General features: G+C 70.1%; 9 protein-coding genes and 1 pseudogene. 4 read left to right on the top strand and 6 right to left on the bottom strand.

Going from position 1 to position 13,498, the window contains the following annotated elements:
• Nucleotides 1-53 precede the first annotated feature (53 nt).
• Nucleotides 54-956, bottom strand: a complete 903-nt coding sequence (locus L2X99_RS12205) for an aldose 1-epimerase family protein (RefSeq protein WP_236126499.1) — start codon at nt 954-956, stop codon at nt 54-56.
• 867 nt (nt 957-1,823) lie between these two features.
• Between L2X99_RS12205 and L2X99_RS12200 the strand changes: the two genes are divergently transcribed.
• A complete protein-coding gene (locus tag L2X99_RS12200) occupies nt 1,824-2,180 on the top strand; it encodes a hypothetical protein (RefSeq protein WP_236135174.1) in 357 nt (118 codons plus the stop codon).
• A complete protein-coding gene (locus tag L2X99_RS12195; RefSeq protein WP_236135173.1) occupies nt 2,177-3,766 on the top strand; it encodes a DEAD/DEAH box helicase in 1,590 nt (529 codons plus the stop codon). The genes L2X99_RS12200 and L2X99_RS12195 overlap by 4 nt, the downstream gene beginning before the upstream one ends.
• A gap of 212 nt (nt 3,767-3,978) precedes the next feature.
• Here L2X99_RS12195 and L2X99_RS12190 read toward each other — a convergent pair whose 3' ends face one another.
• Both L2X99_RS12190 and L2X99_RS12185 read right to left on the bottom strand, forming a co-directional pair.
• Nucleotides 3,979-4,518 (bottom strand): YaeQ family protein, encoded by a 540-nt coding sequence (locus tag L2X99_RS12190; protein ID WP_236126500.1) that lies wholly within the window; start codon nt 4,516-4,518, stop codon nt 3,979-3,981.
• Nucleotides 4,519-4,537: 19 nt separating this feature from the next.
• Nucleotides 4,538-5,581 carry an Rv2578c family radical SAM protein gene (locus L2X99_RS12185; RefSeq protein WP_236126501.1) on the bottom strand — a complete coding sequence of 348 codons (1,044 nt, stop codon included), beginning with the start codon at nt 5,579-5,581 and terminating at the stop codon, nt 4,538-4,540.
• Between the two features lie 96 nt (nt 5,582-5,677).
• Between L2X99_RS12185 and L2X99_RS12180 the strand changes: the two genes are divergently transcribed.
• The gene (locus L2X99_RS12180) at nt 5,678-6,607 is read left to right on the top strand and encodes a M15 family metallopeptidase (protein WP_236126502.1); all 930 of its coding nucleotides are present in this window, start codon (nt 5,678-5,680) and stop codon (nt 6,605-6,607) included.
• Between the two features lie 4 nt (nt 6,608-6,611).
• Here L2X99_RS12180 and L2X99_RS18375 read toward each other — a convergent pair.
• Nucleotides 6,612-8,276, bottom strand: a pseudogene (locus L2X99_RS18375) (MFS transporter).
• Between the two features lie 154 nt (nt 8,277-8,430).
• On the opposite strand from L2X99_RS18375, the gene L2X99_RS12165 reads away from it, so the two are divergent.
• Complete coding sequence (locus L2X99_RS12165; protein ID WP_236126503.1) at nt 8,431-9,594, top strand: acyl-CoA dehydrogenase family protein; 1,164 nt, start codon at nt 8,431-8,433, stop codon at nt 9,592-9,594.
• Nucleotides 9,595-9,863: 269 nt separating this feature from the next.
• Here the strand turns inward: L2X99_RS12165 and L2X99_RS18650 are convergent, their stop codons facing one another.
• Both L2X99_RS18650 and L2X99_RS12150 read right to left on the bottom strand, forming a co-directional pair.
• On the bottom strand, nt 9,864-12,530 hold the full coding sequence (locus tag L2X99_RS18650) for an ATP-binding cassette domain-containing protein (protein WP_442923444.1): 2,667 nt from the start codon (nt 12,528-12,530) through the stop codon (nt 9,864-9,866).
• A gap of 88 nt (nt 12,531-12,618) precedes the next feature.
• Entirely contained in the window at nt 12,619-13,161 is a 543-nt protein-coding gene (locus L2X99_RS12150; protein ID WP_236126504.1) for an ECF transporter S component, read from the bottom strand.
• Between the last annotated feature and the right edge of the window lie 337 nt (nt 13,162-13,498).

Raw genomic sequence — 13,498 nt, 5'->3', positions numbered from 1 at the left:
TCGGCGCGCGAGAGCGACGCGAATTGCGACCTGGGCGGAGCGGAGCCCCGGGCTCAGCCCGAGAAGTGGATGCCCCAGCGCAGTGTCCAGCTCTCTCCGGGGGCGAGGCGGCGCACCCCACGGCCGGAGTTGAACGCCTCGGCCGGCGCGGTCATCGGCTCGATCGCGACGGCCAGCACCTGCCCGGGATAGCGCTCCGAGGTGTACACCTGCACGTAGTCGAAGCCCTCGCCCTGCCAGAGCTCGGCGCGACGGCCGTCGGGGGCCGTCAGCGACGTGCGCACCGCACCGTCGGCATCGCGCAGCAGGGTCGCGAAGCCGGTGTCCAGCTCGACGTCGCCCAGCCGCTGGCCCTCCCGCAGGTCGGTGCCGCCGGACACCGGGGACTCGCCGATCGGCAGCATCCGGTCGTCGGTCTCGAAGAAGGTCTCGGCGGGTACGCGCAGCACGAGATCTCGCGCATCGACGTCGCCGATCGTCAGATACGGATGCGTGCCCAGCGCGACAGCCGCCGGAGCCTCCGAGCGGTTCACGAGCGTGTGCTCGACGTCGATCCCGGCATCCGTCAGGGCGTACGTCACCGAGGTCTCGATCAGGTACGGGTACCCGGTCTGCGGCACGATCGTCGCGCGCAGCGCGAGCCTGTCGTCTGACGCCTCGGCCGTCTCATAGGCGGTGAACCGCAGCAGCCCGTGACTGGCGTTGCGCAGCTTCGGCTCGGTGACCGCCAGGGCGCGCTCGGTGCCGCCGTCCTGCCAGAGGCCGTCGCGGATGCGGTTCGGCCACGGCACGAGCACGACGCCGGAGCACATCGGCGCCGGCTGGTCCTCGGGGTACGGCGGGACGATGTCGACGCCGCTGACGGTGAGGTGGCGCAGCGAGGCGCCGACCTGGGCGATCTGCGCGGTCACGTCGCCGCGACGGAGATGATGCTGGATGCCGGTGGGGGAGGTCACCTGGTCATCGTACGGCTGGCGCGGACCGGGCGTTGCCCGTCCGTGCGCGCTGCTGTTCTCGGCACGCGCGACCGTTTTCGGCGTTCACCTGGTTCGCGCTGCATCTCGGGCCTCGCGCTGCGCGTATTCGCGCCGCGTGAGCCGAGAGATGCAGCGTGAGCATCCGGGGCTGGGCTCTGCGCGGTGCGGGCATCCGCCGGTGGTCTCTCAGGTGAGCCGGGTAGACTGAACGTGTCGGCTTCGGGCAACCGCGTATCGCGGATCGTGTTCTGAATGTGTAGCCCAGGGGCCGATGGTTCATCACCATCACATGAATGGCCCCCGGCCGACGACTGCCCGGGTATGTCCGCCGCGCGCTGCGCGGAGCGGACGCTGTTCTCGTGTTCGAGACAGAGTAGGAAACTCCCCGTGCCCAAGAATCACAAGCCCAAGGGCGGCCGCCCGTCGGCCAACTTCGAGCCCCGCTACGCCAAGAAGACGTCGTACCGCGACCGTCACGCCGGCGGTCGTCCCACCGGTCGTGACGAGCGATCGGATGCCGGCGAGCGGCGCACCCCGAGCGGCCCCGGCAGCCGTTCGCCGAAGCACCGCGGCTACCGCCCCGAGTCCGAGGGCGCCCCGAAGCAGCGCTGGGGGCATCCGAGCGCGCGGGCCGCGACGAGGCCCGCGGCATCCGCAACCGTGCGGAGTCCGGACGCCGCGAGGCTCCGCACCACGACCGTCGGTCGGACGACCGGGCACCGCGCAGCGACCGTTACAGTGGTGACCGCTCGGGGTACGGCACCCGTCGGTACGAGGACGACCACCGGTCGTCGGGCTCGTATGGCGACCGGAACGACCGGAACTCCTCGCGCGACGGTGCTCGTCGTGACGACCGCGGCGGCCGTCCGTCGTACGGCGATCGCGACCAGCGTCGCTCGTACGGCGACCGTGACGACCGTCGTTCCTCCGGCTCGCACGGTGACCGGCGCGGTTCGCACGGCGACCGCCGCCCCTCGGACGACCGCGGTTACGACCGGAACTCGTCGCGTGACGGTGCTCGTCGTGACGACCGCGGCGGCCGTCCGTCGTACGGCGATCGTGATGACCGTCGTTCGTCCGGCTCGTACGGTGACCGTGACCAGCGTCGGTCGTACGGCGATCGTGATGACCGTCGTTCCTACGGCGACCGGAACGACCGGAACTCCTCGGCGACCGCGGCTTCGACCGCAACTCGTCGCGTGACGACGCCCGTCGTGACGACCGCGGCGGCCGTCCGTCCTACGGTGACCGTGACCAGCGTCGCTCCTACGGCGATCGTGATGACCGTCGTTCGTCCGGTTCGTACGGCGGCCGAGACGGCGCTCGCCGCGACGACCGGCGGCGGCCGCCCGTCGTACGGTGACCGCACCGAGCGCCCGCGCTACTCGGACGACCGCCGCGGCGGAGCATCCCGCCCGTCGCGCGAGACGCGCCCGTCGCGCGACGAGCGTCGCGAGCGCGATTCCCGCCCGACCCGCAGCGACTGGAACCGTCCGGCCACCGTCGCCGCGCAGCAGCAGGTCGACGACGTCGTGCATGAGCGCCTCGAGGCGCAGACCGTGCAGGCAGAGGAAGTCGCCGATGTGACCTTCGGCGACCTGGGCCTCGGTTCGAACATCGTCGAGGTGCTGGCGAACATGGGGGCCGAGAAGCCGTTCCCGATCCAGGCCGCGTCGGTACCCGCCGTGCTCGAGGGCCGCGACGTGCTGGCCCGAGGCCGCACCGGCTCGGGCAAGACCATCGCCTTCGGCGCGCCGCTGGTCGAGAGCATCCTGCTCTCGCAGAAGGGCAAGAAGCGCGAGTTCGCCCGTGCACCGCGCGCGATCATCCTCGCGCCGACCCGCGAGCTCGCCCTGCAGATCGACCGCACCGTGCAGCCGATCGCCCGCAGCGTCGGCCTGTTCACCACGCAGATCTACGGTGGCGTGCCGCAGGCCCGCCAGGTGGGTGCGCTGAAGAAGGGCGTCGACATCGTGATCGGCACCCCCGGCCGTATCGAGGACCTGATCAACCAGGGCAAGCTCGACCTCTCCGAGGTGCGCATCGCCGTGCTCGACGAGGCCGACCACATGTGCGAGCTGGGCTTCGTCGAGCCGGTGCAGCGCATCCTGCGCCACACCGGCACTGCTCTGGAGAACGGTGCGTCCTCGCAGAAGCTGCTGTTCTCGGCGACCCTCGACCGCGAGGTCGCGTCGCTGGTCGACGAGTTCCTCGTCGACCCGGCCGTCTTCGAGGTCGCCGGTGAGACGCAGGACTCCGGCACGATCGACCACCGCGTGCTGGTCGTCGAGCACCGCGACAAAGCCGACATCCTCTCGTCGCTCGTCGACCGCGACGGTCGCACCCTGGTGTTCAGCCGCACCCGCGCGTTCGCCGAGATGCTCGCCGAGCAGTTCGAGGATGCCGGCATCCCGGCCGTCTCGCTGCACGGCGACCTGAACCAGGCGAAGCGCACCCGCAACCTGGAGAAGCTGACGCGCGGCAAGGTGAACGTGCTGGTGGCGACGGATGTCGCCGCCCGCGGCATCCACGTCGACGACATCGACCTGGTCGTGCAGGCCGACGCTCCGGACGAGTACAAGACGTACCTGCACCGTGCCGGGCGCACCGGCCGTGCCGGCCGTTCCGGCACCGTGGTGACGCTGATCACCCGGCACCGCCGTCGCCGAATGGAGGAGCTGCTCGAGCGCGCCGAGATCGACGCGCCGTTCGAGCAGGCCGCCCCAGGCGACGACATCGTCGAGGAGCTCGCCGGCCGTATCCCGACGGATGCCGAGCTGACCGCCTGAAGCTGGCCAGGCCGGCGAACCACCCGTTCCAGCGTGAACCGCCTGCCTCTTGCAGGCGGTTCACGCTGCACCAAGTGATTCGTTGCGCGTTCGGCAGGTTCGTGCTTCGGCGGGTGGTTCGGCGGCAGTCGCCCGCTCCGGCGCCGGGTGGCTCGTTGCAGGTGCGGATGGCTCGTGATGCGCGAATCGTTCCGGAAGGATGCCGGCTGAGCTCAGCTCAGCCGGTGCTCGTGCACCGCGGTCGTGAGCGTCGTGCCGTTGAGGTCGAGATAGAGCACCTGCTCGGTGACGGTGAGAGTCATGGTGTTGCGGCGCTCGATCAGCGGGGTCGCCGATTCGATGAAGCCGGGGTCGAAGCTGTAGACCCGGATGTCCTCGGCGCGGTGGATGCGCTTGTCGGCCCACGGCGCCATGACCTTCGCGGGGTCGCGGTGCGTGTAGACGACGGTGCGCTCGGCCATGCGGCTGCCATAGTGCAGGCGCTCGGCGTCAGGGGCGCCGACCTCGATCCAGACGGTGATCGCGCCGGTCAGGTCGCGCACGAGCACCGCGGGCTCCTCGGTGGATGAGACGCTGCCGCCGAACGCGATGCCCTCGGCATACTCCAGCCCGTAGGCGAGCACGCGGGTGAGCATGAACGCGTCGGTCTCGGACGGATGCCGCGCGACCCGCAGCGAGAAGTCGTCGTAGACGCCGCGGTCCATGTCCGCGAGCTGCACGTCGAAGGTGTGCATGGTCGAGCCGATTGCCATGGTGAAAAGCCTACGGGGGTCAGAACAGCATCTCGGCGGCAGCCGGCTTCGGGGCCGTGGGCGCGGTGCGGTCGCGCATGATGCCCCGCATCCGCTCGTCGTCCTCTGCTTCGGCGTACAGCCCGTGCGAGCGGATGAGCGGCCGCATCCGCCTCGCGAGCCACTTCTTGTAGTCCTTCGGGGCCTCCGCCGCGACACCGGGATACAGCGCGCGGTACGACGAGACGAGATCGGGCCGGTACTGCTCCAGCCACTGGAAGAACCACGGTTTCACGCCTGCGCGCAGATGCAGCACGCCGTACACGACGTGATCGGCACCGGCATCCTTGATGCGGGAGAGCGCGGTGTCGATGTGCGCGACCGAGTCGGTCAGGTGCGGCAGCACCGGCATGAGGAAGACGCCGACGCGGAACCCGGCATCCGTCAGCGCCCTCACTGTGTCGAGCCTGGCCTGCGTCGATGGAGTGCCCGGCTCGATCGCGTGCTGCAGCTCGTCGTCGTACATCGCGATGGACAGCTGCACGTCGACAGGCACCCGCTTCGCGGCCTCGACGAGCACCGGGATGTCGCGCCGCACCAGCGTGCCCTTGGTGAGCAGTGAGAACGGCGTGCCCGAGTCGGCCAGTGCCCGGATGATGCCCGGCATGAGCTTGTAGCGTCCCTCGGCGCGCTGATACGGATCGGTGTTGGTGCCGAGCGCGACGGTCTCGTGCCGCCACGAGCCCCGCCGCAGCTCGCGCTCGACCACCTCGACGATGTTGGTCTTCACCACGATCTGAGAGTCGAAGTCGTGCCCCGCATCCAGGTCGAGGTACTCGTGCGTCCCCCGGGCGAAGCAGTAGACGCATGCATGACTGCATCCGCGGTACGGGTTGATCGTCCAGCTGAACGGCATGCGGGATGCACCGGGGACGCGGTTCAGCCCGGACTTCGACAGCACCTCGTGGAAGGTCATCCCCGAGAACTCTGGGGTGGTCACCGAGCGCACGATGCCGGTGCGGTTCTCAAGGCCGGGGAGCGCGTCGGAATCCGCTTCGTCGATCGTCTGCCCCTGCCATCGCATGCCCTCATTCGAACAAATCAACGACGCGAAGTCAAGAAGGATTCGTTCTTTCGTTCGATGAGACACGATCCTGCCGGGGTGCGTGAGAATGGATCCATGAGCGACGTGCAGCCCCGGCACGCCGCGTCGTCCCCGCGAGCCCTGCTCTTCGCCGTCCCGATCGGCCTGCTCGTGACGACGCTGGCGTCGTTGTGGGCGCTCGCCGACTCCCCGGCCGCTCCGTCAGCCGATCAGATCCTGCCGCCCGCGCCCGCGGTGGTCCGCGAGCTGCCCGCCGTCCAGATCGAGATCGAGGCCGCCACCGACCCCTGCGATGACGCCGCGGTGACCGCGGCGCTCGCCTCCGGCGACGACTCCGCCGTGCTGGCCGCCTTCGGTGGAGCTGAGGCGTTCCGCACCTCCGTCATCGCCGGCGCGGCCCCGTGCATCTCGCTCTCGGATGCCTCCCATGTGTGGGTCGTCGTCAACAAGGCGCGCACGGTCGAACCGCGGGACTACGCTCCCCGCTCACTGTCCGGCAGCGGTCTGATGACGACGACCGGATCCGGTACGGCGAGGACGGATGTCTCCGCCGCTCTCGCGACGCTCGCGTCGGCGGCCGCGGATGCCGGTGCCGGGCGCATCGGCGTGAACAACGGCTACCGGTCATACGACCTGCAGGTGCGCACCTATGGGCAGCATGTGCGGGCTCAGGGCACTGCGAGCGCCGACACGGTGTCGGCCCGCCCCGGGCACAGCGAGCATCAGACCGGCCTCGCCGTCGACGTCGTGGCCTGCGACGGGCACTGCACCGGCATCCATGCCTTCGCCGGCACTCCGCAGAGCGCCTGGGTCGCGGAGCACGCCTGGGAGTACGGCTTCATCGTGCGGTACGAGCAGGGGCGAACCGCCACCACCGGCTACATCGCCGAGCCATGGCACCTCCGCTATGTCGGGCCCGAGATCGCCGCGGTCTATCACGCCGGCGGATTCCACACCCTCGAGGAGTTCTTCGGCCTGCCCGCCGCCCCCGACTACGTCGAGTGACGGATCAGGCCGTGGGCGCCGCGGCATCCGTCCGCGCGGCCGCCCGCCGCAGCATCGCCGCACCGGCGAGCCCCAGCAGCAGGAACGCCGAAGCGATCAGCAGCGCCCACCGCACGCCGTCGGTGAACCCCGTCGACAGGGCGGCCACAGCATCCGCCGTGTGCGCACCGAGCGGGCTCGACGCGCCCTGATCGCGCAGCTGCGCGATGCTCGTGCCCGCCGATTCCCGCGTCGCGGACGTCAGCTGGTCGGCCGTGCTGCCGGTCACCCCTGCTGTCGAGAGCGCGGAGGGCAGCGTGAGTGCCAGCGAGATCGACAGTGCCGTCCCGGCGAACGCCGTGCCGAGCGCCGAGCCGATCTGCCGCACTGTGCTCTGCGTCGCCGATCCCTGTCCCGACACGTCGACGGGCACGTCGCGCAGCACGGTGCCGGTGAGCTGAGCGGATGCCAGTCCCAGGCCGAGCCCGTACACCACCAGCGGCAGCGCGATCACCCATCCCGGCGTCGTCGCCCGCATGATCAGCGCCAGCACGATCACGCCGGCGACCTCGAGTCCCAGCCCGATCAGCACCGTGCCCGGCGCGCCGAATCGGGCAGCCAGGTGCCGGGCGGCGGCTCCCGAGGCGAATGCTCCGAGCGCCATGCCGGCGAGCACCAGGCCCGCGCCCATGACATCCATCGCGAGCGCGTTCATCAGATACAGCGGCAGCACGAAGATGATCGCGAACTCACCGACCGCGACCATCGCCGCCGTCAGGTTCCCCCACGAGAACGTCGGCAGCCTGAACAGCTTCAGGTCGAGCAGCGCAGAGCGCCGCACCCGCTCACGATGCTTCTCCCACCGCACGAACAGCAGCAGCGCGATCACCGCGATCGCCGCCGCGACCGGGACGGGGAGATCGGTGCATCCGACGGCCACACCCATCCGAAGATCGTCATCTCGGCCGCAGGGGCCCACCAGCCCAGATCCGGACCCTCGATCACGGCGAACACGAGCGCACCGAATCCGATGGCGCTGAGGAGCGCCCCGTCCACGTCGGCGCCGGGCAGCGGCTCCACCCCGCGTGTCTCGGGCACGAGCAGGATGCCGCCGATCAGCACCAGCAGGCCGAGCGGAACGTTCACCAGGAAGATCCAGTGCCATGAGCCCCACTGCGTCAGCGCACCGCCCGCGAGCGGGCCGATCGCGGCAGCTCCCGAGATCACCGCGCCCCACACGCCGAACGCCGCCGCTCGGTGCCGCCCGCGGAACACCGCGTTCACCGTGGACAGCGTCGACGGCATGATCAGCGCCGCGCCGACGGCCTGCACGGCGCGTGCGCCGATCAGCGAGCCGGCGGATGCCGCCGGCCGCAGCCAGCACGCTGCCGCCGATGAACACCACGAGCCCGATCAGGAACAGCCGCTTGCGCCCCCACCGGTCGGCGAGGCGGCCGGTCGACAGCAGCAGCGCCGCCAGCACCACGGCGTAGAGGCTGTTCACCCACTGCGCGTCGGTGAGGTCGAGATGGATGTCGCGGATGATGTCGGGCAGCGCGACGCCGACGATCGTGCCGTCGAGCACGATCATCCCGAGCCCGGTGGCGAGTACAGCCAGGCCTGCCCAGTCGCGGCGAGAAGGTGCGGTCACCCTCTCATCACACCATCGCGCCCGCCGGGCAGCATCCATCATTCGATCGAAATCGCCGTCTTGGGGCAATCCACAAACCCGGCACCGAGTCCCGCGAAAAGTGGGATGCATTCTCACAACGGACTGCCGTCGCGGCATCCGCGAACGTAGAATCGCCGGTGCGAAGACGCAGAATCACGCCTGGAGGAGCGACATGGAACGCGACATCTACGAAGAGGACCACGAGGCCTTCCGCGACCTGGTCAAGGACTTCGTCAAGCGGTACGCCACGAACGAGAACATCGAGAAGTGGGAGGCCGCGGGCGAGATCGACCGCGAGACCATGCTCGCCGCGGGCGAGGCCGGACTGATCGGTCTGTCGGTCCCCGAGGAGTTCGGCGGCGCCGGAATGCTGCAGGACTACCGCTTCCGCACGATCGTGATGGAGGAGGTCATCGGGGCGGGCGCAGGCTCTCTCGCCGGCGCCTTCGGCATCCAGGACGACCTCGCCGTGCCCTACCTCGTGCACATGGGCACGCAGGAGCAGAAGGAGAAGTGGCTCCCGCGCATGGCCACCGGCGAGGTGCTCGGCGCCCTCGCCATGACCGACCCCGGCGCGGGCTCCGACCTGCGCGGCATCAAGACCAACGCGAAGAAGGTCGACGGCGGCTACATCCTGAACGGCGCGAAGACGTTCATCTCGTCCGGCACGACCGCCGACATCGTGGTGACCTTCGTCAAGACCGGCGAGGGCAACCGTCCCGACGCGTTCAGCCTGCTGATCGTCGAGAAGGGCATGGAGGGCTTCGACCAGGGCAAGAAGCTCAGCAAGATGGGCTTCCACGGGTGGGACACCGCCGAGCTCAGCTTCACCGACGTCTTCATCCCCGAAGAGAACCTCATCAGCGGCAAGGAGGGGCAGGGCTTCATCCAGCTGATGATGAACCTGCCGCTCGAGCGCCTCTCGATCGGCGTCGCCGCCGCTGCGGCTGCGGAGGCCGCGACCAAGTGGACCGTCGCGTACACGAAGGATCGTGAGGCGTTCGGCGAGCGCATCGCCGACTTCCAGAACACCCGGTTCCGACTGGCCGACATGGTCACGACCACCGAGGTGATGTGGGCGTACGTCGACCGCGCGCTGCTGGCCTACAAGGACAGCAGGCTCACGGCCGAGGACGCCGCGAAGGTGAAGTTCTGGGCGACCGAGCGCGAATGGGAGGTGCTCGACATGGGCGTGCAGCTGCACGGCGGCTACGGCTACATCATGGAGTACCCGATCGCGAAGGCCTTCACCGACGCCCGCGTGCACCGCATCTACGGCGGCACGAACGAGATCATGCGCGATCTCGTCGGCCGCCAGATCGCCGGCAAGCGCTGACCCACGCACCAGTCGAAAGGCCGCCCGGAGCATCCGGGCGGCCTTTTCGCGCTGGAGCATCCGGGCGTCCGGCGTCTTGCGGATGGCGGAGGACTCTGCGCCCGGCGGAGAGGATCGCCGCCGGGCATCCTCCATCGGCAGATCCGTCCGCCATCTGCAAGACGGTGCAAGGAGGAATATGCATCCGTGCGGCGTCGACCACCGGCGTTTTCCTCCTTGCGCCGGCGGGTGCGGGTGCGCGCGGCGTCAGGCCGGCACCGAGGCTCCGTTCAGGTCCAAGGGAAGGTCATGAGGAGGAGCGCGCCGGACGCCACGAGCACGACGATCGTGAAGACCGTGTCGCGCACGCGCCACGGTACGAGGTGCCGCTCGGTGCGGGTCGGATGAGCGCCGAAGGCGCGGGCATCCATGGCGAGCGCGACGCGTTCGGCGTGCCGGATGCCGCCGGCGAGGAGCGGCACGACGTACCCCCATCCGCGGGCGATGCGGGCGAACGGCCCGCTTCCGCCGTGGTGTCCGCGCACCCGGTGTGCGGCGCGGATGACCGACAGCTCGTACCCGAACCGCGGGACGAAGCGGTAGGCGGCCAGCGCCGTGTAGCCGATCCGGTACGGGATGCCGAGTTGCTGCACGCCCGCGCGTACGAGGTCGGGGCCGGTGGTGGTGAGACCGCTGATCAGCGCGAGCGCGAGGATCGCTCCCAGACGCAGCGCCGTGGCGGCGCCGATGGCGAGTGCTCCTGTGCGCAGCGTCCAGTCGCCGATGCTCAGGATGCCGGCGGTGCCGGCGACCAGCTGCGGCGACACCCACAGCGAGAAGCCCAGCGCGATCGCGGCGAGGCCGATGGGCACGGCGGCGAACAGCAGCAGGGCGCTCCGCCGTGTCAGGCGCGCGCCGCTGACGATGACGAGGTACGACAGCACGAGGAACAGTGCGGGGGTGAGCAGGTCGCGCGTGAACACGAGCAGCACGATGGCGGGCACGACGGCGCCGGCCTTGGCGAGCGGATTCAGATGGTGCAGCCAGTAGCGGCGGGGGAGCGGAGGCTCGGCGTACGGATCGTCCGTGGTCGCGTCTTCGCGTCCCGCGGTCGTCGGGCGAGCGGGGTCCTCGTTCGTTGAGCGAGCGAGGTCCACGTTCGTTGAGCGAGCGGAGCGAGACGAAACGCCGTCATTCTCCGCGTTCGTTGAGCGAGCGGAGCGAGACGAAACGCCTTCATTCTCCGCGTTCGTTGAGCGAGCGGAGCGAGACGAAACGCCTTCAGTGGCCAGCAGCCCCGCCGCATCGAGCAGCGGCTCGTCGGCGAGGATCTCGGCCGTGGGGCCTGTGGCGAGCATCCGCCCGTCCCCGAGCACGACGGTCTGCGTGGCATGCTCGGCGACCAGACGCAGGTCGTGCGTGACGACGACGATCGTGGTGCCCTCGCTCTGCAGTTCGGTGAGCAGGGCGAGCAGTTCGGCGGCACGGTCGCGGTCCTGCCCGAACGTCGGCTCGTCGAGCACCAGCACCTGCGGGCGGGCGATGATCGCGGTGCCGACCGACAGTCGGCGCTTCTCGCCGCCGGAGAGCAGGAACGGATGCGTCTGCGTCTTGTGCGTCAGGTCGAAGCGCGTGAGCACCTCGGTGACGCGCTCCTCGATCTCGGCTGCCGGCACCTGCTGCAGCCGCAGCGCGTGCGCGAGCTCGTCGAAGACCGTGTGGGCGATGAACTGGTGCTCCGGGTTCTGGAACACGAAACCCACCCGTGCGGCGAGCTGCCGGGGCGAGGCGGTGCCGGCATCGAGGCCCGCGATGCGGACGGCGCCCTCCGCCGGCGGGACGACGCCGGCGAGGGCCTGTATGAGGGTCGTCTTGCCCGCCCCGTTCGCGCCGACGACCGCGGCGAAGGCGCCGGCGGCGATCTCGAGGTCGTCGATCCGCAGCACCTCCTCGCGCCGCCTGTGCACGCGGAGGCCGTGCACGGTGACCACTACGGGATCGCTGGGATGGTGCCCACCTCGGTCGTTGAGCGAGGGAGCTTGCGACCGAGACGAAACGTCGTCAGCCGGAGTGAGATCCGAGGCCAGCTGGGAGCGTTTCGTCTCTGCGTTTCGACTCGCCGGGGGTTCGCTCAACGACCCGGTGGAGTGGTGCCCACCTCGGTCGTTGAGCGAGGGAGCCTGCGACCGAGACGAAACGTCGTGACGTTCGTTGCGGACTGGCCCGGGAGTATCCGTCGCGATGCGCTCCCAGGCCGCAGCATCCCCGTCGAACACCAGCCGCCCGTCCTGCCCCAGCTCGATCACCCGCGTCGCGAACCTCATCGCCGCCTCGTACTCGTGCTCCACCAGCACCACGGCGCGGTCGCCGGCGGTGACCAGGTCTGCGATCGCCGCGTGCACATCGGCGGTGCCCTGCGGATCGAGATTCGCGGTGGGCTCGTCGAGTACCAGCATCCGTGATCCCATCGCGAGCGCACAGGCGATCGCGAGCCTCTGGCGGCCGCCGCCGGAGAGCAGATCGGGGTTCCAGCGGCGACGGTCCCACAGTCCGACCCTGCGCAGTGCGGCCTCGGTGCGCGCGAGCACTTCGCCGACGGGCAACAGCTGATTCTCCAGCGCGAAGGCGACCTCGTCGAGCACCGTACCCGTGACCAGCTGCGCGTCGGGGTCCTGGAACACCATCGCGACGTGCTCGCTGAGCACGGCGACCGGGGTGTCGGCGGTGCTGAGCCTCGTGACCTCGACGGTGCCGTCGATCTCGGCGGGCACGGACTGCGGGATGAGGCCGTTCAGTGCGAGGGTGAGCGTGGACTTGCCCGAGCCGCTCGGGCCGAGCAGCAGCACGACCTCGCCGGGGTGGATGTCGAACGACACCCCGTTCGGCGACGGATGCGAGGCACCGGCGTGGGTGATGCTGAGGTCACGCACGCGGAGCAGGGGCGCGGATGTGCGCACGGCGGAACCTCGGGATCAGGGCGCTCGGCAGAGCTGTACCCCTCCAATTTAGCTGAGGCTCACCTCATCAGCCAGCGCGGCAGGAGGGTCAGCGCGCGGCGACGCCCGCCCTGCGCAGCGAGTTCCCGATCGCGAGTCCCACGGCCGTCCAGGCCACAGGACCGAGCACGGCGATGACCAGATACACGATCCGCGCCCAGACGTCGAAGGTGCTCATGTCGACGACGAACCACACCACGACGGCGACGATCGCCCCGATGATCGCGGCGGAGATGAAGAACCGCCAGGCGCCCCAGGCGCGGTACCGCGTGAGCGCGGCGACGCCCTCCTGGATCGCTCCGAACAGCAGTGCGGTGCCGATGAAGCGCATCGCCCATGCCGGATTGAACGCACTCGAGATCAGGGCGGCGATGACGTGCGTCAGCAGCGCGACCAGCGGCAGCCGCAGCACCTCCTGCGCGATGATCCCGGGCAGCACATGCACGCCGAGCACGAGCCCGTAGACGATCGGAAGCCCGATGATGACGACGGGCGTGATCAGTCCCGCAACGCCGCCCAGGATGCCGGTGGCGACGCCGATCGCCGCGCACACGAGCAGGGTGCGCGTGCTCAGCGCGGGTCGGGTGGCCATCAGACCAGATTACCGGCCGGATCCCGCGCTGCGGGCGTCGCGGTTGCGTCCCGTGGCGCGGAGATGTGCGCTTCGCGCGGATGCCCGGCCCGCATCCGTCCGCGATGACTGCACATCTCCGCGCGAAGCGCACGGCCGACCCGGGCCGCCGGCTGTGGAGAACGCGGCGGCGTCGGCGGTGGTGGTTACCCTGGAGGGATGCCGCAGCACACGCCCTCGGACTCCTATCAGGGTGGGCACCTGAGCCGGTCGACGGGTACCCGGACGAGCCCTGGGGTGAGCCCGAAGACCTCGACTGGATCCCGCCCGAGGACGGCTACGAGCCTCCGCTGGACTG

This window comes from Microbacterium sp. KUDC0406 (assembly GCF_021582875.1).
In the GTDB taxonomy this organism is placed as follows: domain Bacteria; phylum Actinomycetota; class Actinomycetes; order Actinomycetales; family Microbacteriaceae; genus Microbacterium.
This window is presented reverse-complemented; position numbering and strand designations above follow the sequence as displayed.

What these genes read in the sequence shown, in the direction of transcription:
- L2X99_RS12190 (WP_236126500.1), bottom strand. Translation starts at nt 4,518, where the DNA reads ATGGCAATCGGCTCGACCATGCACACCTTCGACGTGCAGCTCGCGGAC.
- L2X99_RS12185 (WP_236126501.1), bottom strand. Translation starts at nt 5,581, where the DNA reads ATGCGATGGCAGGGGCAGACGATCGACGAAGCGGATTCCGACGCGCTC.
- L2X99_RS12180 (WP_236126502.1), top strand. Translation starts at nt 5,678, where the DNA reads ATGAGCGACGTGCAGCCCCGGCACGCCGCGTCGTCCCCGCGAGCCCTG.
- L2X99_RS12165 (WP_236126503.1), top strand. Translation starts at nt 8,431, where the DNA reads ATGGAACGCGACATCTACGAAGAGGACCACGAGGCCTTCCGCGACCTG.
- L2X99_RS12150 (WP_236126504.1), bottom strand. Translation starts at nt 13,161, where the DNA reads ATGGCCACCCGACCCGCGCTGAGCACGCGCACCCTGCTCGTGTGCGCG.